27 protein-coding genes and 2 tRNA genes are annotated in these 23511 nt (G+C 65.2%); 23 read left to right on the top strand and 6 right to left on the bottom strand.

The genetic code is table 11. The features are described 5' to 3' along the window. Positions 1–178 precede the first annotated feature (178 nt). From DVR07_RS04205 to DVR07_RS04190, 4 genes are all read left to right on the top strand, one after another. A complete protein-coding gene (locus DVR07_RS04205) occupies positions 179–817 on the top strand; it encodes a 50S ribosomal protein L1 (protein WP_115795515.1) in 639 nt (212 codons plus the stop codon). A 1-nt stretch (position 818) separates the two neighbouring features. After that, a complete protein-coding gene (locus DVR07_RS04200; RefSeq protein WP_115795514.1) occupies positions 819–1871 on the top strand; it encodes a 50S ribosomal protein L10 in 1053 nt (350 codons plus the stop codon). A gap of 24 nt (positions 1872–1895) precedes the next feature. Further along, complete coding sequence (gene rpl12p, locus DVR07_RS04195) at positions 1896–2240, top strand: 50S ribosomal protein P1 (protein WP_115795513.1); 345 nt, start codon at positions 1896–1898, stop codon at positions 2238–2240. 144 nt (positions 2241–2384) lie between these two features. Then, positions 2385–3626, top strand: coding sequence for a tripartite tricarboxylate transporter permease (locus DVR07_RS04190; RefSeq protein ID WP_115795512.1), 1242 nt, complete (start codon positions 2385–2387; stop codon positions 3624–3626). Here DVR07_RS04190 and DVR07_RS04185 read toward each other — a convergent pair. Beyond that, the gene (locus DVR07_RS04185; RefSeq protein ID WP_115795511.1) at positions 3597–4130 is read right to left on the bottom strand and encodes an SRPBCC family protein; all 534 of its coding nucleotides are present in this window, start codon (positions 4128–4130) and stop codon (positions 3597–3599) included. The genes DVR07_RS04190 and DVR07_RS04185 overlap by 30 nt on opposite strands. Before the next feature lie 113 nt (positions 4131–4243). Here DVR07_RS04185 and DVR07_RS04180 point away from each other — a divergent pair, with 113 nt between their 5' ends. Continuing rightward, positions 4244–5401 (top strand): pyridoxal phosphate-dependent aminotransferase, encoded by a 1158-nt coding sequence (locus DVR07_RS04180; protein ID WP_115795510.1) that lies wholly within the window; start codon positions 4244–4246, stop codon positions 5399–5401. A 245-nt stretch (positions 5402–5646) separates the two neighbouring features. Here the strand turns inward: DVR07_RS04180 and lrpA1 are convergent, their stop codons facing one another. Continuing rightward, positions 5647–6075 (bottom strand): HTH-type transcriptional regulator LrpA1, encoded by a 429-nt coding sequence (lrpA1, locus tag DVR07_RS04175; protein WP_115795509.1) that lies wholly within the window; start codon positions 6073–6075, stop codon positions 5647–5649. Between the two features lie 232 nt (positions 6076–6307). On the opposite strand from lrpA1, the gene DVR07_RS04170 reads away from it, so the two are divergent. Continuing rightward, entirely contained in the window at positions 6308–6580 is a 273-nt protein-coding gene (locus DVR07_RS04170; RefSeq protein WP_115795508.1) for a hypothetical protein, read from the top strand. Positions 6581–6693: 113 nt separating this feature from the next. Here DVR07_RS04170 and DVR07_RS04165 read toward each other — a convergent pair whose 3' ends face one another. Both DVR07_RS04165 and DVR07_RS04160 read right to left on the bottom strand, forming a co-directional pair. Continuing rightward, complete coding sequence (locus DVR07_RS04165) at positions 6694–7629, bottom strand: thiamine pyrophosphate-dependent enzyme (protein ID WP_115795507.1); 936 nt, start codon at positions 7627–7629, stop codon at positions 6694–6696. A gap of 1 nt (position 7630) precedes the next feature. Then, complete coding sequence (locus DVR07_RS04160; protein ID WP_115795506.1) at positions 7631–9535, bottom strand: 2-oxoacid:acceptor oxidoreductase subunit alpha; 1905 nt, start codon at positions 9533–9535, stop codon at positions 7631–7633. A 237-nt stretch (positions 9536–9772) separates the two neighbouring features. Between DVR07_RS04160 and DVR07_RS21310 the strand changes: the two genes are divergently transcribed. Both DVR07_RS21310 and DVR07_RS22295 read left to right on the top strand, forming a co-directional pair. Further along, entirely contained in the window at positions 9773–13189 is a 3417-nt protein-coding gene (locus tag DVR07_RS21310) for a PKD domain-containing protein (protein WP_162829416.1), read from the top strand. A 40-nt stretch (positions 13190–13229) separates the two neighbouring features. Next, a complete protein-coding gene (locus DVR07_RS22295; protein ID WP_240147432.1) occupies positions 13230–14150 on the top strand; it encodes a hypothetical protein in 921 nt (306 codons plus the stop codon). A gap of 5 nt (positions 14151–14155) precedes the next feature. Here DVR07_RS22295 and DVR07_RS04145 read toward each other — a convergent pair whose 3' ends face one another. Beyond that, complete coding sequence (locus DVR07_RS04145; protein WP_115795504.1) at positions 14156–14368, bottom strand: hypothetical protein; 213 nt, start codon at positions 14366–14368, stop codon at positions 14156–14158. A gap of 3 nt (positions 14369–14371) precedes the next feature. After that, positions 14372–15406 carry an Mrp/NBP35 family ATP-binding protein gene (locus tag DVR07_RS04140; RefSeq protein ID WP_115795503.1) on the bottom strand — a complete coding sequence of 345 codons (1035 nt, stop codon included), beginning with the start codon at positions 15404–15406 and terminating at the stop codon, positions 14372–14374. A gap of 171 nt (positions 15407–15577) precedes the next feature. Here DVR07_RS04140 and moaA point away from each other — a divergent pair, with 171 nt between their 5' ends. The 15 genes from moaA (at position 15578) to rpsB (ending at position 23397) form a co-directional block, all read left to right on the top strand. Beyond that, a complete protein-coding gene (moaA, locus tag DVR07_RS04135; RefSeq protein WP_115795502.1) occupies positions 15578–16567 on the top strand; it encodes a GTP 3',8-cyclase MoaA in 990 nt (329 codons plus the stop codon). Positions 16568–16692: 125 nt separating this feature from the next. Beyond that, on the top strand, positions 16693–17019 hold the full coding sequence (locus DVR07_RS04130; protein WP_115795501.1) for a hypothetical protein: 327 nt from the start codon (positions 16693–16695) through the stop codon (positions 17017–17019). Positions 17020–17194: 175 nt separating this feature from the next. After that, positions 17195–17279: transfer RNA gene (locus DVR07_RS04125), tRNA-Ser, on the top strand. A 17-nt stretch (positions 17280–17296) separates the two neighbouring features. Next, positions 17297–17818 (top strand): 30S ribosomal protein S13, encoded by a 522-nt coding sequence (locus DVR07_RS04120; RefSeq protein ID WP_115795500.1) that lies wholly within the window; start codon positions 17297–17299, stop codon positions 17816–17818. Next, positions 17818–18342, top strand: coding sequence for a 30S ribosomal protein S4 (locus DVR07_RS04115; protein ID WP_115795499.1), 525 nt, complete (start codon positions 17818–17820; stop codon positions 18340–18342). Before DVR07_RS04120 ends, DVR07_RS04115 begins: the two co-directional genes overlap by 1 nt. After that, a complete protein-coding gene (locus tag DVR07_RS04110; RefSeq protein WP_115795498.1) occupies positions 18339–18731 on the top strand; it encodes a 30S ribosomal protein S11 in 393 nt (130 codons plus the stop codon). Before DVR07_RS04115 ends, DVR07_RS04110 begins: the two co-directional genes overlap by 4 nt. A 3-nt stretch (positions 18732–18734) precedes the next feature. Beyond that, complete coding sequence (locus tag DVR07_RS04105) at positions 18735–19481, top strand: DNA-directed RNA polymerase subunit D (protein ID WP_115795497.1); 747 nt, start codon at positions 18735–18737, stop codon at positions 19479–19481. A gap of 170 nt (positions 19482–19651) precedes the next feature. Continuing rightward, a tRNA-Leu gene (locus DVR07_RS04100) sits at positions 19652–19736 on the top strand. A 33-nt stretch (positions 19737–19769) separates the two neighbouring features. Beyond that, positions 19770–20123 (top strand): 50S ribosomal protein L18e, encoded by a 354-nt coding sequence (locus DVR07_RS04095; RefSeq protein WP_115795496.1) that lies wholly within the window; start codon positions 19770–19772, stop codon positions 20121–20123. Further along, positions 20120–20557 (top strand): 50S ribosomal protein L13, encoded by a 438-nt coding sequence (locus DVR07_RS04090; protein WP_115795495.1) that lies wholly within the window; start codon positions 20120–20122, stop codon positions 20555–20557. Before DVR07_RS04095 ends, DVR07_RS04090 begins: the two co-directional genes overlap by 4 nt. Continuing rightward, on the top strand, positions 20551–20949 hold the full coding sequence (locus DVR07_RS04085; RefSeq protein WP_115795494.1) for a 30S ribosomal protein S9: 399 nt from the start codon (positions 20551–20553) through the stop codon (positions 20947–20949). The genes DVR07_RS04090 and DVR07_RS04085 overlap by 7 nt, the downstream gene beginning before the upstream one ends. Before the next feature lie 45 nt (positions 20950–20994). Further along, the gene (locus DVR07_RS04080; RefSeq protein WP_115795493.1) at positions 20995–21195 is read left to right on the top strand and encodes a DNA-directed RNA polymerase subunit N; all 201 of its coding nucleotides are present in this window, start codon (positions 20995–20997) and stop codon (positions 21193–21195) included. Continuing rightward, positions 21195–21374: a DNA-directed RNA polymerase subunit K gene (locus DVR07_RS04075; protein WP_115795492.1), complete on the top strand. Its 180-nt coding sequence runs from the start codon at positions 21195–21197 to the stop codon at positions 21372–21374. The genes DVR07_RS04080 and DVR07_RS04075 overlap by 1 nt, the downstream gene beginning before the upstream one ends. Continuing rightward, positions 21371–22582, top strand: a complete 1212-nt coding sequence (gene eno, locus DVR07_RS04070) for a phosphopyruvate hydratase (protein ID WP_115795491.1) — start codon at positions 21371–21373, stop codon at positions 22580–22582. Before DVR07_RS04075 ends, eno begins: the two co-directional genes overlap by 4 nt. Further along, positions 22579–23397, top strand: a complete 819-nt coding sequence (rpsB, locus tag DVR07_RS04065; RefSeq protein WP_115795490.1) for a 30S ribosomal protein S2 — start codon at positions 22579–22581, stop codon at positions 23395–23397. Before eno ends, rpsB begins: the two co-directional genes overlap by 4 nt. The last annotated feature ends 114 nt before the right edge of the window (positions 23398–23511 follow it).

The raw sequence follows: 23511 nt of genomic DNA, 5'->3' as shown, positions 1-23511 counted from the left end.
GCCGCTTCGACGGGTTTAAGTTTCGCATGACCATTCTCTCGGAACGAGACAGGCGTTTACTGTCGACTGTCGTTCGGTCACGGATTCGCCGTCCTGGCGAACCGTGACGACAGCGCCAGCAGACAGTAACCTGTTTCACTGACCCGTAGGAGCGTCCTGCGTACTACGGAGGTGAACAATGGCAGATCAGGAGATAGAGCAAGCAGTCTCTCGCGCACTCGAGGATGCACCCGAGCGGAACTTCCGCGAAACGGTGGACCTCGCGATAAACCTGCGCGACCTCGATTTGAACGAACCGTCGAACCGCGTAGACGAAAGTATCGTCCTCCCGTCCGGCACCGGACAGGAGACGAAGATCGTCGTGTTCGCGGAGGGCGAGACCGCCCTTCGCGCCGAAGACGTTGCCGACGAGGTCTTCGACGGCGACGACCTCGAAGACCTCGGCGACGACGACGACGAGGCGAAGGACCTCGCCGACGAGACCGACTTCTTCATCGCCGAAGCGGCGCTGATGCAAGACATCGGTCGCTACCTGGGTACCATCCTCGGTCCGCGAGGGAAGATGCCCGAACCGCTCCAGCCCGACGACGACGTCGTCGAGACCGTCAACCGGATGAAGAACACGGTCCAGCTCCGGAGCGGCGACCGGCGAACCTTCCACACCCGCGTCGGCGCGGAGGACATGTCCGCGGAGGAGATCTCGGACAACATCGACGTCATCCTCCGTCGACTCGAAGCGAACCTCGAGAAGGGGCCGCTCAACATCGACAACATCTACGTCAAGACGACGATGGGCCCGTCCGTGGAGGTAGCCTAAGATGTCAGCTGAAGCCGAGCGCAAGACCGAAACCATCCCCCAGTGGAAGCGCGAGGAGGTCGACGACATCGTCGACCTCATCGAGGGGTACAGCAGCGTCGGCATCGTCAACGTGACGGGCATCCCGTCACGCCAGCTCCAGACGATGCGTCGCAATCTCCACGGCAGCGCCGAGCTCCGGATCAGCCGGAACACGCTGCTGAACCGGGCCCTCGACGAGGTCGACGAGGGCGTGGAGGCGCTCAAGGAGTACGTGGCCGGCGAGGTCGGCCTCATCGGCACGAACGACAACCCCTTCGGGCTGTACAAGCAGCTCGAAGCGTCGAAGAGCCCCGCCCCGATCGGCGCGGGCGAGGTCGCGCCCAACGACATCCTCATCCCCGAGGGCGACACGGGCGTCGACCCGGGCCCGTTCGTGGGCGAACTCCAGTCCATCGGTGCGGCGGCTCGCATCATGGAGGGTTCCATCCACGTCACCGAGGACAGCGTCGTCGCCGAGGAGGGCGAGGAGGTCTCGGAGGACGTCGCCAACGTGCTCGCGGAACTCGGCATGGAGCCGAAGGAAGTGGGCCTGGACCTCGAAGCGGTCTTCTCCGACGGCGTCATGTTCGAGGCCGACGAGCTGGCCATCGACGTCGAGGAGTACCGCGCCGACGTCGAGGCCGCGGCGGCCCGCGCCCGGAACCTCTCGGTCAACGCGGTCTTCCCGACCGCCCAGACCACGCCGACGCTCGTCCAGAAGGCCGAGGGCGAGGCCAAGAGCCTCGGCCTCCAGGCCGAGATCGAGAGCCCGGACGTCGTGCCGGACCTCGTGAGCAAGGCCGACGGTCAGCTCCGCGCGCTCGCGGCGCAGATCGACGACGAGGAGGCGCTGCCTGACGAGCTCGCCGACGTCGAAGCGCCCGCCGCGGGCGCCGAGACCGAGGCCGAGACCGAAGACGAATCGAGCGACGAAGACACCGAATCCGACGCCGACGAGGCCGACGCCGACGAGGAGGACGACGATGACGACGACTCCGGCGGTGGCGAGGGCCTCGGCGCGATGTTCGGATAACCAACCAACCTTCAGACTACAACAATGGAATACGTTTACGCTGCACTCATCCTGAACGAATCGGGCGAAGAGATCAACGAAGACAACCTCACCGGCGTCCTCGACGCCGCCGGCGTCGACGTCGAGGAGTCCCGCGTCAAGGCGCTCGTCGCCGCGCTGGAGGACGTCGACATCGACGAGGCCGTCGAGCAGGCCGCGGCCGTGCCCGCCGGCGGCGCCGCCGCGGGCGGCGCTGCCGCCGAGGGCGGTGCCGACGAGGATAGCGAAGAGGCCGAAGGTGGCGAGGAAGAAGAAGAGGAAGCGGCCGAAGAAGAGGAAGACGAGGACGAAGAGGCCAGCGGCGAGGGCCTCGGCGAACTCTTCGGCTGAGTCGGCTCGACGCCCAGGAACTCGGTTTTTCTTTCGCGAGCAACCAGGGAGCGGTAGCTACGTGGCGACCCCCGCCGTCAGAGACCTCCGGTCGCCGACCAGCGCACGAACCCTTAAATCCGAGAACGGGACGAAGCCGTCCCGATGGAGGCACTCGGCGCGAGAGTCGGACTCGAAGTGGGAGCGTCAGTCGCGGTGCTGGCGTTCGTCCTCGGCGGCATCGCGCTCGGCGCGCTCAGCGGGCTGACGCCGGGCCTCCACGTCAACAACCTCGCGCTGCTGCTGGCGTCGGTCGCGCCCGCGGTGCCCGGCCCGCCCCGGCTCGTCGGCGCGGCGATGCTCGCGGCCGGCGTGGTCCACTCGTTCCTCGACGCGGTGCCGGCGCTGGCGCTCGGGGTGCCCGACGCCGCGATGGCCGCCACCGCCCTGCCGGGCCACCGCCTCGTCATCGCGGGTCGGGGCCGGGAGGCGGTGCGGCTCTCGGCGCTCGGGAGCGGACTCGCGGTCGCGTTCGCGGTCCCGCTCGCGATTCCGGTCACCCGCGCCATGACGGTCGCCTACCCCGTCGTGCGCGCCCACCTCCCGATCGTTCTCGGGCTGGTCGTCGCCTTCCTGCTGCTCACCGAGGGGTCGCTCCGGGCGACCGCGGGGGCCCTGGCTGCCTTCTTCGGCAGCGCCGCGCTCGGTCACGCGACGCTCGACCTCGCGCCCGCCGCGCCCCTCGACGCCGGCGGGATGCTCACGCCGCTGTTCGCCGGGCTGTTCGGCGCGCCGGTCCTCATCGAGGCCTGTTCCGGGTCCGGCGTCCCCGAGCAGGCCGACGCGGAAATCGCGACCTCCCGGCGGTCCGTCTGGGTCACGGCACTGACCGGGAGCGTCGCGGGCGCGGTCGTCGGCTACCTCCCGGGGGTCTCGGCCGCGGTCGCAGCTGTATTGGCGCTGGCGGTCGTCCCCGGGTCGACCGACGCCCGCGGGTTCGTGGTGACCACCAGCGGCGTCAACACCGCCAACACGATTTTCGCGCTGTTCGCGCTCGCGGCGCTCGGCACGCCCCGGACCGGCGTCATGGTCGCGCTGCGGGAGGCCGGCGCGCCCGTGAACCTCCCGCTCCTGCTCGCGACCGCGGGCGTCGCCGGGGTCGCGGGCTTCCTGCTGGTGCTCGGGGTCGGCGACCGCTACCTCCGGGCGGCCGGGGCGGTCGACCAGTTCCGGCTCTCGGCGGCCGTGCTCGTCCTGCTGGCCGGACTGAGCTGGCTGTTCGCCGGGGTCGTCGGGGTCGCCGTCTTCGGCGTGGCGACGCTGGTGGGCCTCGTCCCCGCGCGGTACGGCGCCCGCCGGGTCCACCTGATGGGGGTGTTACTCGGACCGCTGATGCTCGGCGCGTGAGTCCCCGTCGGCCGGTCGCCAGCCCTCGAGAGCCCGCCTCGTCCGGCGGTGGCGCTCGCGGAACATCGGCTCGAAGCCCAACCGGCCGAGCGGTCCGAGCAGGCCGCGAACGATCGGAAGCTCGTACGTCACTCGGTCGCGGACGAGCGTGGTGCGCTCGTCGACGGCGTAGAACTGGTGGGCGTGTCGCCACGCGGGGAACGGGCCGTCGTCCATCACGTCCTCGAAGACCGCCGCGCCGTCGCTCTCCTCGCTACGGACGATGCGCGACGTCCACCGCTGGCGGGGCCCGACGCCGAACGGTCGCACCGACAGGTCGATTTCGGACCCGGCCGTCAGTTCGGCGTCGGCGTCGCGCTCGTCGCCGTCCGGCCCGCGGACGCCCTCGACCCGGAGGTGCATCCAGTCGGGCGTAAGTGCCTCCAGTCCCCCGATTCGGGAGTGGAACGCCCACACGTCGTCGAGCGGCGCGTCGACCCGGACCTCGCGCTGGTAGGTTGGCACGGTCGGAGGTAGTGCCACCGGCGACAAAACTCTCGCGGCGGTGACGGATTCGACCGGCAAATACTGACTGTCACATCGAGGGTTTATATTCCCGTACCGTCTTGCCTCTCTACATGGTTTCGGAGCGCGCGACTCGGACGACCCCGTTCGCCGCGATGGACGTGCTCGAACGGGCCAACCGGATGGACGACGTGGTACACCTCGAAGTGGGCGAACCCGACTTCGACACTCCGGCGGCAGTCACCGAGGCAGCGGTCGCAGCGCTCCGCGCAGGCGAGACCGGTTACACCTCCTCGCGGGGCAAGCCCGAGCTCCGGCGGGCCATCGCGGCCTACTACGACCGGCGGTACGGCGTTGACGTCGACCCCGAGCGCATCGTCGTCACCTCGGGGTCGTCGCCCGCGCTGCTGCTGGCGTTCTCGTCGCTGGTCGACCCCGGCGACGAGGTGGTGCTGACCGACCCGTACTACGCCTGCTACCCCAACTTCGTCCGCCAGACCGGCGGGCGCATCTCGACGGTCCCGCTGTCGGCCGACGAGGGGTTCCGGCCGCGCGCGAGCGAGTTCGACCGCGTCCTTGGCCCGGAGACCGAGGCGCTGCTGCTCAACTCGCCCGCAAACCCGACCGGCGCGGTGCTCGAGGGCTCGACGCTGGAGGAGCTGGTCGACCTGGCCGCCGAGAACGACGCCACCGTGGTCTCCGACGAGGTGTACCACGGGCTGACCTACGAGGGCGAGGACCACACCGTGCTGGAGTACACCGACGACGCCTTCGTGCTCGACGGCTTCTCGAAGCGGTTCGCGATGACCGGGTGGCGGCTCGGCTGGATGGTCGCGCCGCCGGAGTACGTCGGTCACGTCAACCGCATCGCGCAGAACACGCTCATCTGCGCGCCCAACTTCGTCCAGTCCGGCGGCGTCGCGGCGCTCGAATCGGGTGCGGACTTCCTCGACGAGGTCCGGGACACCTACCGCGAGCGCCGGGACTACCTCGTGAGCGAGGTCGAGGACTGGGGGCTGAGCATGGGGTACACCCCCGGCGGCGCGTACTACCTGCTCATCGACGTGAGCGATCTACCCGGGGACGCCTTCGACGCCGCGGACTTCTTCCTCGAGGAGGCGGGCGTGGCGATGACGCCCGGCCCCGACTTCGGCACGAACGCCGAGGAGTGCCTGCGGGTGTCGTACGCCAACAGCGCCGAGCGGCTGGCCGAGGCCTCGGAGCGCATCCAGCGCGCGCTGGCGAGCGTCGAGCTCTCGGCCGCGGACTGAGAGCGGAATCGGATTCGGTAGCTATCGGTTATCCCGAACCGTCGATGCCGACGGACGCAGTCCTCGTCGTCTTCGAACGTCGATTCCTCGTCGACCGTTAACAGCTGTAGTGGGACCTTTCCTGGCTGGGCGAGACATTCCGCATCCCCGGAATCACCGACCCTTGTGGAGATAACCCCGGCCCCTGGGAAGGGAACCCCACCCCTGCGAAGGAAACCCCGGCTTCACGGCCTCCGAAAGGACCCTTACTTCAGACGCTCCTGGAGGAACGACGGGTGGGCCGCGGTCACGCCCTCGACGTTCAGGATCTTCTCGCTGATGACCTCGCCGACGGCGTCGCCGTCCGCCGCCCGGACCTCGGCCATGAGCATGTGGTCGCCCGACGAGGAGTAGAGGGTCTCGACCTCGTCGAGCTCCTTGAGTTCGCGGGTCGCGTCGACGTACTCCTCGCTGGCGACCTCGATGCCGACCATCGCGATGGACTTGCTGGAGAGCTTCTTCGGGTCGATCTCGGCGGAGTACCCCACGATGACCCCCTCGTCTTCGAGCTTTTCGATGTACTTGCGGACCGTGGGCTTCGAGACGTTCGCCCGTTCCGCTATCTCGGCGTAGGACGCCTGAGCGTCCTCTTCGAGGACCGATAGAATCCGGTCCTCCGTGGACTGCGTGCTCATTACCAGTGTATTTCGGATACGGGAAAAAATACCTTCCGAATGGGAAAACGGTTTGCGTTCCGACCGAACGCGCGTTCGGCCGAGTTGCGTCGAGCTTACTCCGGTCCGTCGAACGGGAACGAGTCGTTGCGCGGACCCACCGACCGCAACCGGACGAACGCGGCGGAACGGTGGCAGCCGTCGGGCCGGAACGGTACCCTCCCTTTTCGGAAGTCGGGGGCGTTCGCGCGGTATGGTCCGACGCTCGCGACGACGATTCGTTCGACTCTCGCTCGCCGGAGCCGTCGCCGTACTCGCCGGCTGCGGGATGCCCGGCGGTGGCGGTGAAGAAGGCGGTGGCGAGGAGGGCGGAGAGAACGGCGGGGAAGAAGGCAGCGGGGAGGAGGGTGGCGAAAGCGGCGGAGAAGAAGGCGGTGAGGAAGGTGCGATTGGCGGTGGCGGAGAGGAAGGTAGTTTGGGCGGCGAGGAAGGCGGAGATGGAGAGAGTGGCGGGGAAGACGGCTAAGAGAAGGGAAGCTGTCGAAGCGAACAGAGCTCTCTCGCAGTCCGCGACGAGTGACGCAGTCGCTGACGGGATAAAATACGAAGAAAGCGGCGGGGCCGAACCACGAGCGCGGCTTACTTGTGGCGCTCGAGCAGGTCGTAGCTGCGCTCCCACTCGTAGTCCTCGTCGAAGTACCGCTCGGCCAGCGGTTCCTCGGGCATGTCGCCCGTGGCCTGCTTCTCCTCCTGGTAGGACGGACGGTCGGCGTCGCGGTAGAACCGGCCGGTGAGTACGGTGCCCTCGTAGAGGGCGTCCTCGGCCTCCTGCATCATCTCCGACGCCTCGCCGCGGTCGGTGATGTCGAAGTCGTAGTCGTCGCTGTCCTGCACGTCGATGTACGGGACGTACTGCTTGGCGTCCTTGTTCCAGGTCGGACACTGGGTCAGGAAGTCGACGTGGGCGAACCCGTCGTGCTCCATCGCCTCCGCCAGGATCTCCTTGGCCTGGTTGGGGTTGACCGCCGCGGTCCGAGCGACGTACGACGCCCCGGAGGTCAGCGCGAGCGACAGCGGCCGGATCGGCTGCTTTGCGCTACCGTGGGGCTGGGTCTTCGACTTGTGGCCCTTCGGGCTGGTCGGGGACGTCTGGCCCTTCGTGAGCCCGAAGATCTCGTTGTCGAAGACGATGTAGGTCATGTCGTGGTTCTCGCGGGCGGTGTGCATGAAGTGGTTCCCGCCGATGCCGTAGCCGTCGCCGTCGCCGCCCGCCGCGATGACCTCGAGGTCGGGGTTGGCGAGCTTCGCCGCGCGGGCCACGGGGAGCGACCGGCCGTGGATGGAGTGGAAGCCGTAGCTCCGGAAGTAGCTCGAGAGCTTTCCGGAACAGCCGATTCCCGTGACCAGCAGGGTCTCCTCGGGGGTGCGGCCGACCTCGGGCATCGCCTGCTTCAGCGCCTTCAGGACGCCGAAGTCGCCGCAGCCCGGACACCACGTCGCCTGGGGCTCGATCTCCGGGGTGAACTCGTCTCTGTCGATCTCGCGCTCCTCGCCGATTGCGTTGAATGCACTCATGTTAATCACCCGTCGCGGACTCGATGCGGACGTTGTACTCGCTCAGGTCGGCCTCCCCGCCGAGCCGGCTCTCGAAGCCGGAGACGACCTCCTCGGGCTCGAAGGGGTTGCCGTCGTACTTGAGCAGGCTGTACAGCTTCTCGCCGAAGCGGCCGAGCTGGCCCTGGACGTGCCGGCGGAACTGGGCCGACGCGTTCATCTCGACGACCAGCGCCTCGTCGACGTCCTCGAGGAACGCGGTCACTTCGTCCTTGGGGAACGGCATGATGTCGCTGACGTTCATCGACTTGACCGAGTGGCCCGACTCGTTTATCTGGTCGACCGCCTCCTCGATGACGCCCTTGGTCGACCCGAAGCTGAGGATGCCGTACTCGGCGTCTTCGGGGCCGTACACGGGCTGATGGTCCGAGTTCTCGTCCAGGTCCTCGCGGATGGCGTCGAGCTTGGCCATCCGGCGGTTCATCTGGATGGTGCGGTTGTCGGGGTCCTCGCTGATGTGGCCGACCTCGTTGTGCTCGTTGCCCGACGCGAGGAAGTTCCCGCCCTTCTGGCCGGGGAGCGATCGGCGGCTGACGCCGCCGAAGCCGCTGCCCTCCTCGTCGTCGTACATGTACCGCTTGAACCGGCCGGCCTCCTGGACCGCGTCCTCGAGGTCCTGCTCGGTCACGACGCTGCCGAGGTCGGGGTTGGGCTCCTCGTCGAACACGCCCTCGGGCACGGTCTGGTGGCCGCCCGACAGCTTCTGGTCGTAGAGGACGATGGCCGGAATCTGGTAGTTGTACGCGATCTCGAACGCCTTGCGGGTCTGCTCGTAGCACTCCGCGGGGTCGCCCGGCGCGAACACGACGCGGTTCGAGTCGCCCTGGCTCGTGTAGAGGACGTGCTCGAGGTCGCCCTGCTCGGGCTTGGTCGGCATCCCGGTCGAGGGGCCGGCCCGCATCGCCTCGACCAGCACGATGGGCGTCTCGGTGATTTCAGCGAGGCCGAGCGGTTCGGACATCAGCGCGAACCCGCCGCCCGACGATCCGGACATCGCCTTCGCGCCGGCGTGGCTCGCGCCGATCGCCAGCGACGCCGCGGCGATCTCGTCCTCGACCTGCTCGGAGATGCCGCCCATCTCCGGCAGATGCTGGGTCATGATGGTGAACACGTCGGTCCACGGGGTCATCGGGTAGCCCGAGATGAACCGGCAGCCCTCGTCGAGCGCGCCGTACGAGATGCCGTGCGAGCCCGAGACGAGGACCTGCTCCTCGTCGTGGCTCCCGGTCGGCGCGCGGAGGTCGTGGGTGTGCTCGTAGTCGTCCTTCACCGACTCGTACGCCTCCTCGAGGATCTGGAGGTTGGCCTCGAGCACGTCGCCGCTCATCGCGTCCTCCATCAGCCCCTCGATGTGCTCGAGGTCCATGTCGAGCAGCGCCGCGGTCGCGCCGACGCCCGCGGTGTTGCGCATGACCTCCCGCCCGTGCTCCTTGGCGAGGCCGCGCAGGTCGAGGTCGTACACGTGCCAGTCGTTCTCCTCGGCGCGCTGGTCGAAGTCCTCAATCTCGTCGGTGTCGAGCAGTCCGGCGTCGTAGACGATGACGCCGCCCTCGCGGAGCTCGTCTAAGTTCTCCGACAGCGGCTTGATCTCCTCGTTGCCGTAGTAGGCCTCCTCCTGGGGGTTCCGGGCGAAGCTGTCGCCCAGCGCCAGCAGGAAGTTGTAGTTGTCTCCCCGGGACTTTACCGGCTCGTCCTTGGCCCGGATCTCCACGTACGTGTGACCGCCGCGGATGCGCGACGGGTAGTGACGGTGCGTGAAGACGTTCAGGCCAGACCGCATCAGCGCCTTGGCGAAGTTCTGGCTCGTCGAGTCGATCCCGTCTCCGGAACCGCCCGCGATTCGCCAGATGAGTTCGTCGTCAGTCATATTCGTAGCTCACGGCCGTTTGGGCCAGTGTTTGGTGGTAGGTGGGTGAATCAGTAAAGCCTTTGCTATAGATTAGCAAGGATTGTTCATGAGGAATCGGCGGTAATGCCGGGTTTCTTACCGGTTTTCGACCGTTCGCAAAACTTGCTTCGTCTGCCGAATTCTGTCGTTGGATGGTATTGTATTATCCTGCTCTAAACATGTATTTTATAAGTGAAGAGGGCAGAACGTACCCCCATGTCGAAGTGGATATCGGTGGCGCTGCTCGTAGTATTCATCTCGACTACTGCTGTAACTACGGCACTTCCTCGGACCGCTGCTCCCGCGAACGAACCGCCGCTCGCTGATGCAGGCCTCGACCAGGACGTCACGAAGGGTGCGACCGTCCTCCTCGACGGGTCCGGTTCGCGTGATACGGATGGCCAAATCCGACGCTACGAGTGGTCGATACGGACGCCCGAGGGTCGGGAAATTGACCCGGACTGTTCCGACTGCGCCCGGACTCGATTCACGCCGACCGAGACCGGTCGGTACCGGGTCACGCTCACCGTCACCGACGACGACGGTGCCAACAGCTCCGACACGCTCTTCGTTGCGGTCTCGCCCGGAACGGACCCGTCGGTTTCGCTCTCCGGGCCGACCCGACCGACCGCCGGCTCGACGGCGAATTTCACGGCGGACATCGATGCCGGCGCCGCCGCCCTCGACTATGTCGTCTGGACCGTCGACGGCGTGCCGTTCGCCAATCACTCGCTGTCTGCCGGACAGCGGTCCGACGCGGCGACGAAGCTCTTTCCGAGCCCGGGAGACCGGACGATTACCGCGACCGTCTACGACGTCGACGGGCAGTCCGACGCGGCGTCGCTCGAAACGGTCGTCTCGACGGGACCGGACACGCCGCCCTCGTGGCGATCTCGGGACTCGGACTCGTCCGTCAACATCGCCGAGCGGGCCTCGCCCGTCGTCGACGGCGACGCAGTCGTGACCGGCGCGAGACCGCTTTACGGTCGGTACGACGTTCGATTGGACGTCTCGACCGCCAGCGTCCGTTCTATCACGTGGCGAAACACCTCGTCAAAGGTTGGAAGCGGTACCGTCCTTCGCCGGACGTGGGAACCGGGCGACCACAAGCTCTATGCGGTCGTCATGTACGTCGACGGCTCCCAGAACGTCGCGACGTTCGCCGACGGTAGTACGACCGTCGTCGTCGATCCGAAGCCGAACGTGTCCATCGAATCGCTCGAGCGATTCGGCTCGATTTCCGGGACCGTCGCGGGGTCCGACGACTACGAGAATCTCGACTCAGTCCGCGTCGAGGTCGACGGAGAGACGGTGGCGACGACGGAGTCGCGGGTCCGCCAGCGGTATCGTTCCCGAACGGGCGCCAGGCAGTCCCTGTCGTTCTCGCACTACGATTTCACGCCCGGAAAGCGGTATCGGGTGACCGTCGTCGCGATTGACGACAGAGGGCAGACGCGGCGGACGAGTGCGTACATTGAACCGGTGAAAGAACCGGAAATCGTCAAGTCGGAGTTCGTCAACGGGCCTGTCGATTCGTATCACGAGCGTATCGACCCGAGTCGGTACAAAGCGCATCACGTTATGAAGATTGATCTTAACGGAGTTGATGAGGAAAATATTACTATAAATATACGGCATGAATCTAATAAAATCGTGGAAATTAGAAGTAAGAAGCATGGTCGAGAAAAGGAGAATAGCCTAATAGTCAACTCAATTTGGGCCGGACAAATTCCGAAATATTATCAGATAAGAATACGATACCAAACATCTTTCCAGCAAGTTACTTGGGAAGGTTCCAAAATTAGTAAATTCCAAGTAACTCCAAGTAAACCAGAGTTGCGACTCGATGTCATCAATGACGGAACAAAAAATTACATCACAAGGGACCATGGTATCCTTATAAATGCAAGCAGTTCATTCGACCCCGATAAGACGGATTTAAAGTATATCTGGAAATACGGTGCAACACCGACGAAACCGGACAATACAACTGCAAAATTCCGTGCTTACGAAAGAGCAGCGAGTATCATCGAAGATGGGTTCGATTTACAAACAAAACGGAACTTCGATTTCCTGGATTATTTCGTCCCGGAGATTACGTCAAGTAAAGTTGTGACAGAGGGACCATACTACCCCGGCGACGAAGTACGTCTGCGAGTCGAAACGGACGCCTATCACCTCTCAAAGCAGACGTACTACGACGATCTTCACGTCGGCATATCAACCTCAGTTCAGGGAGCGAATGTGGTGAAATGGGAGACGGTCAAAGCACCGAAGAGTGACCACTCGGAACCCACAGAATACGCCCGCCGCTACGTCGGTATCGTCGAGATTCCCGCATCGGCACTCTCCGATCAGCGTCCGTCGGTTACCGTGTACAACAAGGAGAATCGGCGTAAAGAGAGCGAAGTATCGTTCCCCGCTGTAGACGTGTTTGTCAAGGATGGTCGATATTGGCCGGATCCCACCTTGACGAACCTGAGCTACCGCATCGAGAAGCAGCGCACGGAAATAGTGACTGCCGAATCGAGAGGCGAGCGCGATCGATATCTCTCGAAAGGGTACAAACTCGAAGAGAAACGACACAAACCAGAATTCGTGCTTGAGAGGCGAGTGAAAGAACAGGATGCGAAGTACGAAACGGTGACGAGGAACTTCTCGTCGAAGCGAATCCGCGATATCTTCCTCGCCTCCGAGTGGAGTGCATCCGGGACGAATCTTCGGGAGGTCACCAGAACGGAAACCGAGACGTACTGGCGGGACAACGTCCGGTCGGAATGGCGCGATTCGAACCGCTGGAACGGTGAGTTCACGGGAGATACCCGTCAGGTGGTTGATCCTGCCGAACATCGTACTGACAAGCAGTACGAGTACGAACAGGAAATACAGAAAACCGGTACGAGGACCGACTGGGAGACGAGAACGGTGACCGTTACCCACACTGACACGCACACCGTGACTCGGTGTCACGGGACCTTCGCTTGTACCGAGGTCACCGAGACGTACACGTATCAGACCTACGAGACTTACCGCTACCCGACCACGGAAACGTACACCTACACCGTCACGCGTACAGAGACGTACTGGGCACCCTTCCCGACCGACCAGCATCACCACTTTACAGGGAAAACGAGGCAAGTAAAAATAGAAGACGAAACCCAGAAGACACAGTACGAAATCACGGAGAAGAGTAAATACACGAACCTCATCACACTGTATGAGGCCGAACGCCAGAAGCAGGTAAGCCCACCAAAGTACGAATGGAAGGTGACGTTAACAACTGATGATCGACGGTTTGCTGTTCGCAAAGCCAATGCCAACGATGGCATCAGACTTGGAAGGTCTCGGAACAAAACCGTCTGGGTCCTGAACAAAACGGAGACCACGGAATTTGACGCTCCGAGTTATGAGAAGGAAGAAAACGTCGTTGGAACCTCTGGTAAGGTTACTGGCGATGTTGTTCAAAGATATTTAAACCTACAAACTGGTGAAATAGCGAGGGAACGGATCCCTGATCAAGATAGGATATTCACCTATCAAGAGGCGAAGAGCCGTCAAGAAATCCGATCTGACTTCAAATACATCCACCAAGAAAAATCTCCCTGTGAGGGGGTTTCAATGTGCTCTGATTAATAAAATTTAAGTAAATATATTCTGTATTATTTTCATACATATGGTAAGCCAAAGAAAGTTGGTATTACTTATGACTGTTAGTGTTTTATTGATTTCCGCAGCCAGTGGAGGTCATGCTAATAGAAACAACACGGTTGATAGAATAGTAATAGATCCTGCAGGTGTCCTATACAAACTTGACTTTGAGGGCGGCAATAATACCCTTACTGTGGTAGCGATGAATGAAGAACAGTCAAACAAAAAAAGCGGATATAATGTAGTTGTCGACAATAGAACGGTCTACAATGCAGACCTGAGACTAGATCAAAACAAGACTCACACCAAAGAGATATCCATCACCTCCGGACTCAACGTCAACCAGGACAACCACACCGTCACCTTCGAAACGTACGGGAACTCCACACAGTTCAACTTCACACGAGAGATAAACTCGAGCGACCCCGCCGGCGTCCCCAGACCCCACATCACGAACGTCGAGGTGACGAACGGCAACGTCAAAGGCGAACCGTCGGCGGTCGCCGAGGTGACCCTGGTCAATCCCTCAGACCAGATTTACAGCACGAAGCTCTTCGTCCACACGACCGATACAGACGGGAGCCTGTACCCGGCGTCGGTCCGACCCGGGGATACTCGGACGATCACCGTCGAACTCCTCGACGAACGCGGTTCCAAGATCGCGGGCGAGGCTCGGTTGTACACCGGAAACCTGACCACGAAGGACGGTGCGATGGACCAGGTAGAGTTCGCCGGCCAGGCCGGATCGGATACCCGGACGTGGAACACCTCGTACGAACCAGTCCGGCCGACGTGGATGAGCGACAACTATCAGTACCGCAACGACAGCTACGCCCGAAGTTTGGGTGAGAAGGTCAGCGGCGGGTACGAGGTCGGCGGTGTCCCGTTAGCGTACGTCGGCCTCGCACTCGTCGGCGGATTCGCGATTCTCAGGAAATTGCGATAACGGTTCTACGACTCCTTCGTCCGGATGATCTCCCGCATATTGACGTAGATGTCTCGGGGAGATGTCTCCTCGTCGGGATCGTAGAGGTCGCTGACGCGGTAGAGCATCGCCGCGACAAGCTTGCTCTCCGAGGACTCGCCGCGGACGTCCTCGGCGGTCTCCCGTAGCGTCTTCGCGCGTTCCGCGTCCGGCCCGTAGGAGCCCTGGTCGTGCGACATGGGTCAGCGTTGCTGTCGGCGCTTGATAACGCCGACGTTGTTGGCGACGTTCTCGGTCAGGACGCGGAACGCGTCGCCGGTGTCGCTGTCCTCGTCGAGCACGATGGGCCGGCCCTCGTCGCCGCCGGTCCGGACGGACGGGTCGATGGGAATCGAGCCGAGGAACGGCATGTCGTTGTCCTCGGCGAACTTCGCGCCGCCGCCGCGGCCGAAGATGTCGTGCTCGGAGCCGCAGTCCGGGCACTTGAAGGTGGACATGTTCTCGGCAATGCCGAGGACGGCGGTGTCGTGCTTGCCGAACATCCGGAGACCCTTGCGGGCGTCGTCGATGGCGACCTCCTGAGGCGTCGTGACGATGACCGCGCCGGTGACCGGGACGCTCTGGAGGAGCGTGAGCTGGGCGTCGCCGGTCCCCGGCGGGAGGTCGACGACCATGTAGTCGAGGTGGCCCCACTCGACGTCCTCCCAGAGCTGGGTGAGCACCTTGTGGACCATCGGACCGCGCCAGATCACCGGGTCGTCCTCGCCGACGAGGAACGCCATGCTCATGAGCTTCACGCCGAACTGTTCGGGCGGAATCATGGTCTCGTCCTCGGTGGCCCTGGGGACGTCGTCGGCGTCGACCATCCGGGGGACGTTCGGGCCGTAGACGTCGGCGTCGAAGAGGCCGACCCGGGCGCCGAGTTGCGAGAGGCCGGCCGCGATGTTGACCGCGACGGTCGACTTGCCGACGCCGCCCTTGCCGGAGGCGACCGCGATGATGTTCTCGACGTCGGGGAGCACCTGCTCGTCGGCGCTGATGCCGTCGTCCACGCGGGCCGAGAGGTCGGCTTCCATTCCGTGGTCCGAGAGGACCTCGCGGACGCGATTCGCAATCTGGGTCTCGTGGGGCGAGTAGGGCGCGCCGAGCGCCAGGGAGATGCTGGCGGTGTCGCTCTCGACCGCCACGTCGTTGACGAGTCCGAGCGAGACGATGTCGTCCCCGAGGTCGGGATCCTCGACCTCGCGGAGTAGCTCGCGTACCTCTGATTCGTCCATATCGAGGGTACGGGCCGAGGCGTCGATAAGCCTTGTCAACTTCCGGGTCGCTCCGAGCGGGTTCGAAGTGCGAGACACAGGTAGCCCCAGCGAGAGGTAACCAAAACCGGTTACGAAGCCGGCGGTGTCGACAGCGATTTTAAGGACTCTGACGCGAAACGTCCACAAGAGATGTTGGAGGACGATTTCGGGCGCGAAGTCTCCGGCGTTCGGGTCTCGCTCACCGACCGGTGCAACTTCGACTGCGTCTACTGCCACAACGAGGGGCTGGGGGACACCCGGGGGCCGATGGATCCCCAGGACGACGAGATGACAGCCGACGAGGTCGTCCGCTTCCTGGAGGTGGCCCGGGAGTTCGACGTCGAGAAGGTGAAGTTCACCGGCGGCGAGCCGATGCTCCGGGACGACCTGGAGGAGATCATCCGGCGGACGCCCGACGAGATGGAGGTGTCGCTCACGACCAACGGCACCTTCCTCCCCGGTCGCGCCGAAGGCCTTGTGGACGCGGGCCTGGAGCGAGTCAACGTCTCGCAGGACGCCCTCGACCCGGAAGCGTTCGCCGAGGTGACCCAGAGCGGCGCCTACGACAAGGTCATCGAGGGCGTCCACGCCGCCGTCGACGCCGGCCTCGACCCCGTGAAGCTCAACATGGTCGTGTTCGAGCACACCGCGGGCTACGTCGAGGAGATGGTCGAGCACGTCGCCGAGAACGAGGGGCTCCAGCTCCAGCTCATCCAGTACATGCCCGAACTCACCGGCAAGCCCGAGTGGAACATCGACATCGGGCGCGTCCACGACTGGCTGGCGGACATCGCCGACGAGGTCGAGACCCGGGACATGCACAACCGCAACCGCTACTGGGTCGGCGGGACCGCCGCCGACGAGTCGAGCGGGATGGTCGAGATCGTCGACCCGGTCGAGAACCCGCAGTTCTGCGCGAACTGCCATCGCGTGCGCGTCACGCACGAGGGATACCTGAAGGGGTGTCTGAACCGCAACGACGACCTCCGGCCGATGGGCGAGATGTCGAAGGAGGAGATTCGCGAGACGTTCCGGGAGACAGTGGCGAACCGGGTGCCCTACTACGGCGAGTACATGGTGAAGGGCGACGACGGCGAGTGGGAGATCAACGACAAGTACGTCAGCGGTCTCGAAGCCTGAGCGACTTTCCTGCCCGCAGCTGACCCGCGAGCGGCGGTCGTTGAATTCGGTCGGTTCTTCGCGGTTACCGAACTGCACGGCTCCCGGCCCGCACGCTTAACCGCGACTCCCGTGAAGGCCGACCCATGAGCGAGTCCGAACTGGTCGAGCGCCTCGGCGAGGCCGACCTGAACGACCGCGTGCGCGTCGCGCTCGCGGACGGGACCACCTTCGAGGGGCCTGCGAGCCCCATCGACTACGTGCCCGAGGAGTCGCTCCGGGTCGAAGTCCGGCCCGGGGACGGGTCCACCGAGCGGTACGAGCTCTCGGCCGAGTACGACGACGGCTGGGGAGACCTGTCGGTCCGCCGCTCCGACGCCGCCGACGGTGACGCCGCCTGGGAGGAGTTGGGACGGGTCGAACAAATAGAGGTCGGGGGTGACGAGAGCGACTGGGACTGGGGCACCTCCTGAACGGTCGAACGACTAGCCTCGCGGACAACCGAACTGGGCCGCGTTCCGCAGTGGGAGCCCGCCGCAGGGAGTCGGCGTTTCGTTGTATTTATATACCCGCCACCGGTACGTTTACTCGCAAACCTGTAGGGGCGTCGGGTCCCGAGTCCGGAAGGGCGACAGTGAATGCACGCGTGTCGAGGTAGCCTAGTCTGGCCCACGGCGCAGGGTTGCTAACTCTGTGGCGTCAAGCCTCGAGGGTTCAAATCCCTCCCTCGACGCTTTCCAGTATCCAACCATGAGCACGGAAGAACCACAGGAGGAAGACGAGGACCTCCGATACTTCGTCCGCATCGGGCAGACAGACCTCGATGGGACGAAGTCCGTCGAGCGGTCCCTGTCGGAACTGAACGGGATCGGTCGCCGAGCGGCGCGCATCATCGCCGAGCAGACAGGCGTCGACCGCACGGCGACGTTCGGCCGACTCGACGACGACGAGATCGAGACCGTCGTCGAGGCGGTCGAGAGCTTCGGCGACAAGGTCCCCGAATGGCTCGCGAACCACCGCAACGAGTACTTCTCCGGCGAGACGACCCACCAGACGGGCAACGACCTGAACATGACCCGTCGGCAGGACATCAACCGGATGAAGATGATCGACTCGTACAAGGGCGTCCGCCACAAGCGCGGTCAGAAGGTCCGCGGTCAGCGCACCCGCTCGACGGGGCGTACCGAGGGCACCATCGGCGTCAACGTCGAGGAGATCAAGGAAGAACAGGCCGCCGAAGAGGCGGCCGAAGAAGAGGGTGGTGAGGAGTAATGGCGCTCGGCGAGAACACCAAGTTCTACGAGACGCCCAACCATCCCTACCAGGGCGAGCGCATCTCCGAGGAGCGCAGCCTGGTCGACCGCTACGGCCTCCAGAACAAGGAGGAGCTCTGGCGGGCCCAGTCCGAGCTTCGGGGCTACCGCCGCGAGGCCCGGAACCTGCTCGCCCAGCGCGCGCAGGGCGACACCGAGGCCGAGGAGGGCCAGGAGTTCGTCGCCCACCTCCAGCGCATCGGCGTCCTCGACGACGGCGACGAGCTCGACGACGTCCTGCTGCTCGAGGTGACCGACGTGCTGGAGCGCCGGCTCCAGACGGTCGCCTACCGGAAGGGCCTGGGCAACACGCCCAACCAGGCGCGTCAGTTCGTCGTCCACGGCCACGTCACCGTCGACGACCAGCGCGTCCAGGCGCCCTCCTACAAGGTCGAGGTGGCCGAGGAGAGCACCGTCGAGTTCGACGAGAACAGCCCGCTGGCGGACGAACTCCACCCCGAGCGAGCGGAGGGTAACGAATGAGCGAATCTCAGGACGACAAGTGGGGCGTCGCCCACGTGCACGCATCGTTCAACAACACCATCATCACGGTCACCGACCTGACCGGCGCCGAGACCATCGCGAAGAGCAGCGGCGGGACCGTCGTCAAGCAGAACCGCGACGAGTCCTCGCCGTACGCCGCGATGCAGATGGCCGAGACGGTCGCCGAGGAGGTCAAGGCCGCGGGCATCGAGGGCGTCCACGTCCGGGTGCGCGGACCCGGCGGGAACCTCCAGCAGAACCCCGGCCCGGGCGCGCAGGCGACCATCCGGGCGCTGGCCCGCGCCGGCCTCGAGATCGGTCGCATCGAGGACGTGACCCCCATCCCGCACGACGGCACCCGCGCCCCCAAGGGCAAGAGCGGATTCTAACCCATGACCGAAGACTACGAGGTTGAGTTCGTCGAACGCGGGGACCGGGAGGCCCGGTTCCTCGTGCGCGGCGCGACCCCGGCGTTCGCCAACGGCATCCGGCGGGCCATCGTCGCCGACGTGCCGACCCTCTCCATCGAGACGGTGCGGATGGTGGAGAACTCGTCGGTGATGTTCGACGAGCAGATCGGCCTGCGACTCGGGCTAGTCCCGCTCAGCACGCCGCTGGGCGAGTTCGAGGAGGGCGACACCGTCACCCTCAGCCTCGACGTGTCGGGCCCGGGGACCGCCTACTCGGGCGACCTCGTGAGCTCCGACGGGATGGTCCAGCCGGCCGACGGCAACGTCCCCATCATCGACCTCAAAGACGGCCAGCGGCTCGAACTCGAGGCCGACGCCGTCCTCTCGACCGGGAAGGACCACGCCAAGCACCAGGGCGGCGTGGCGGTCGGCTACCGGCACCTCCAGCGCGTGGAGGTCGTCGGCGACCGCGACGAGTACGACGAGGAGGAGACCAACATCCTCCGCGGCGTCATCGAGGAGGACGGGGAGCTCGTCCCCACCTCCGAGTTCGACCACGACCTCACCGAGCGGTACCCCGGCAAGGAGGTCGAGGTCCACGACGTCGACAACGCCTTCGTGTTCCACGTCGAGACCGACGGGTCGCTGACCATCGACGAGCTCGTGACCGAGGCCGCCGCCTCCATCGGCGACCGCGCGGCCGAGCTCGAAGAAGCAGTACAGCTATAGAACCATGCAGGGCACTTCAGACCGCGTTTCGGCGTTCGACGCTTCCGGAAAGTCGCAGGACTCCGCGGCGACGACGGGGCGTCCAGGGTCGAGTCAGACCGAAACTGGTTTGAAGGGCCACCCACTACACACTGATGCCCGCGACGGGCTGCACGTGTGTTCTCAGACGTGCAGGGATAGCCAAGTCAGGCCAACGGCGCAGCGTTCAGGGCGCTGTCTCGTAGGAGTCCGCAGGTTCAAATCCTGCTCCCTGCACTCCAGTTTTCGATTCCATCAGGAGGAAGTAGTATGAGCAAGACGAATCCGAGGCTTACCAGTCTCATCGCCGACCTCAAGTCGGTGTCCCGCGATTCGGACGCCGACGTGTGGAGCACTGTCGCGGACCGCCTCGAGAAGCCCCGGAGCACCCACGCGGAAGTCAACCTCGGCCGCATCGAGCGGTACGCCGAGGAGGACGAGACCGTCATCGTGCCCGGCAAGGTTCTCGGAAGCGGCGTCCTGCAGAAGAACGTCACGGTCGCCGCCGTGGACTTCTCGTCCAGCGCGGAGACCAAGATCCAGCAGGCCGACGGTGAGGCGCTCGAACTCGAACAGGCTATCGAACAGAATCCAGACGGCTCCGACGTGCGGGTGATCCGATGAGTCTCGCAGAATTCGACGCAGACGTCGTCGTCGACGCCCGCGACTGCATCCTCGGTCGCGTGGCCAGCAAGGTCGCACAGCGCGCGCTCGACGGCGAGCGCGTGGCGGTCATCAACGCCGAGGACGCGGTCATCACCGGCAGCGAGGAGGACGTCATGTCCACCTACGAGAAGCGCGCCGAGCTGGGGTCGGACAGCGGTCCGTACTACCCCAAGCGCCCCGACATGATCTTCAAGCGTTCCATCCGCGGCATGGTCCCGTACAAGAAGGACCGCGGCCGCGAGGCGTTCGAGAACGTCCGCGTCTACGTCGGCAACCCCTTCGACGAGGACGGCGAGGTCCTCGAGGGCACGTCGCTGGACCGGCTGTCGAACATCCGCTTCGTCCAGCTGGGCGAAGTCAGCGAGAACCTGGGTGCTAACGTCACATGGTAACCAACACGAGCGGCAAGAAGAAGACGGCCATCGCCCGCGCCACCGTCATCGAGGGCGAGGGCCGCGTGCGCATCAACTCCCAGCCCGTCGAGCTGGTCGAACCGGAGACGGCCCGGCTCAAGATGCTCGAGCCGTTCCGCGTCGCCGGCGAGGACGAGCGCGACAACGTCGACGTCGAAGTCGACGTCCAGGGCGGCGGCATCAGCGGCCAGGCCGACGCGGTCCGCACCGCCATCGCGCGCGGGCTCGTCCAGTACACCAACGACGCCGAGCTCCGGGACGCGTTCATCGAGTTCGACCGGTCGCTGCTGGTCAACGACTCGCGTCGCTCCGAGCCCAAGAAGTGGGGCGGTCCCGGCGCTCGCGCCCGCTACCAGAAGTCCTACCGGTGATCACCATGACAGGAAACCCGCGGTTCCGAACGGAGGCCCGATAACATGATGGTACCCGTCCGCTGTTTCACGTGCGGCAAGGTCGTCGGGGAGTACTGGGAGGAGTTCAAGGCACGGTCGGCGACGAAGGAGGGCGACGAGGACCCCGAGAAGGTCCTCGACGAACTCGGCGTCGAGCGACAGTGCTGCCGCCGGATGCTCGTGTCGCACAAGGACCTCGTCGACATCGTCGCTCCCTACCAGTAATGGCTCAGCAACGCTACTCCCGCTACGAGAAGGCTCGCATCATCGGGGCTCGCGCCCTGCAGGTGTCGTACGGCGCGCCCGTGCTGACCGACACCGACCAGACCGAGCCCATCCTCATCGCGGCCGACGAGTACGACGCCGGCGTCCTGCCGTTCACGGTGCGCCGGGGTGAGCGATGACGCTCGTCAGCGACGTGCGGCTCCGCCAGATCCTCGACTCCCGGGGCAACCGGACGGTCGAGGCCGACGTCCTCACCGAAAGCGGCGGCTTCGGCCGGGCGGCGGCGCCGAGCGGCGCCTCAACCGGTGAGTACGAGGCCATCGAACTCGACCCGAGCGAGGCCATCGCGTCGGCGCGCGAACATGCCGTCCCCCGGCTCGAAGGCAAGGTCTTCGTCGGCGACCAGCGCGACGTCGACCGCACCCTCCGGGCCGCCGACGGTACCGACGACTTCTCGGAGATCGGCGCGAACAGCGCGGTCGCCGTCAGCATGGCCGCCGCGAAGGCCGCAGCGGACGTGCTCGGCGCGCCGCTGTACCAGCACCTCGGCGGCGCCTTCCGGGGCGAGGAGTTCCCCACGCCGCTGGGCAACGTGGTCGGCGGCGGCGAGCACGCCGCGGACGCGACAGCGATCCAGGAGTTCCTCGCCGTCCCCCTCGGCGCGCCGAGCGTCCAGGACGCGGTGTTCGCCAACGCCGCGGTCCACCAGGCGGTCCACGACCTGCTCGACGAGCGGGGCGTCGCGGCCGGCAAGGGCGACGAGGGCGCGTGGGCGCCCTCCATCGACGACGAGGAGGCGTTCGAGATCGTCGACGAGGCGACCGAGACCGTGGCCGACGAGTTCGGCTTCGACGTGAAGTTCGGGCTCGACGTGGCCGCCTCGGAGATGTACGACGAAGACGACGAGGAGTACGTCTACCGCGAGACGACCCGGTCGACCGACGAGCAGATCGCGTACGTCGCCGACCTCGTCGACGAGTACGACCTCGCGTACGTCGAGGACCCCCTCGACGAGAACGACTACGAGGGCTTCGCGGAGCTGACCAAGCGGGTCGGCGACCGGACGCTGATCTGCGGCGACGACCTGTTCGTCACCAACGTCGAGCGACTGGAGACCGGCATCCAGCAGGGAGCCGGCAACTCCATCCTCGTCAAGCCCAACCAGATCGGCACGCTGTCGGACGCGGTCGACGCCGTCGAGCTCGCCGTCGAGAACGGCTACGAGCCGGTCATCTCCCACCGGAGCGGGGAGACCGAGGACACGACCATCGCACACCTCGCCGTGGCGACCGGCGCCCCGTTCATCAAGACGGGCGCGGTCGGCGGCGAGCGAACCGCCAAGCTGAACGAACTCATCCGAATCGAGCAAAACGTATCACGACTATGAGCGAGAACGACCCCGAACAGGTAGAAGACGAGGAAGGCCTCGACGCCGCGGAATCGGAGATCGACCCCGAGCCCGAGGGCGCGGGCGGTGCGGAGCCGGCCGAGGAGCCCGACGAGGACGTGGCGGCGGAGGCCGACGACGAACAGACGACCGACGAGCCGGCCGAGGCCGAGACCGAGGAGGAGGCCGACGCGGGCCCGGCCCTCGACGAGGACGTCATGGAGAACCAGGAGGAGGCCGACCTCCTCATCCCCGTCGAGGACTACCTCGGCGCGGGCGTCCACATCGGGACCCAGCAGAAGACCCAGGACATGGAGCGGTTCATCCACCGCGTCCGGACCGACGGGCTGTACGTCCTCGACGTCTCGAAGACCGACCAGCGCATCCGGACCGCCGCGGACTTCCTGGCCAACTACAACCCCGAGCAGATCCTGGTGACCAGTTCGCGCCAGTACGGTCGCTTCCCCGCCGAGAAGTTCGCGGAGGCGGTCGGCGCGCGCGCCCGGACCGGCCGGTTCATCCCCGGGACGCTCACCAACCCCAAGTACGACGGCTACATCGAGCCCGACGTCGTGGTCGTGACCGACCCCATCGGCGACGCGCAGGCCGTCACCGAGGCCATCACGGTGGGCATCCCGGTCATCGCGATGTGCGACTCCAACAACAACACCAGCAACGTCGACCTCGTGGTCCCCACGAACAACAAGGGCCGCAAGGCGCTGTCGGTCGTCTACTGGCTGCTGGCCAACGAGACGCTCGACCGCCGCGGCGCCGAGCCGACCTACTCGCTCGACGACTTCGAGAGCGAGATCTAGACGTCAGTTTCGAGTTTTCGTTTTCCGCAGTTCCGTATCACACGTAGCGGCGCGTCAGCAGGCGGAGTCGCGACGGTTCTCGAAAAAGGGAGTCGTCCCGCGAGCGGTCGCTGG

This window comes from Halorussus rarus (assembly GCF_003369835.1).
Lineage (GTDB): Archaea > Halobacteriota > Halobacteria > Halobacteriales > Haladaptataceae > Halorussus > Halorussus rarus.
This window is presented reverse-complemented; position numbering and strand designations above follow the sequence as displayed.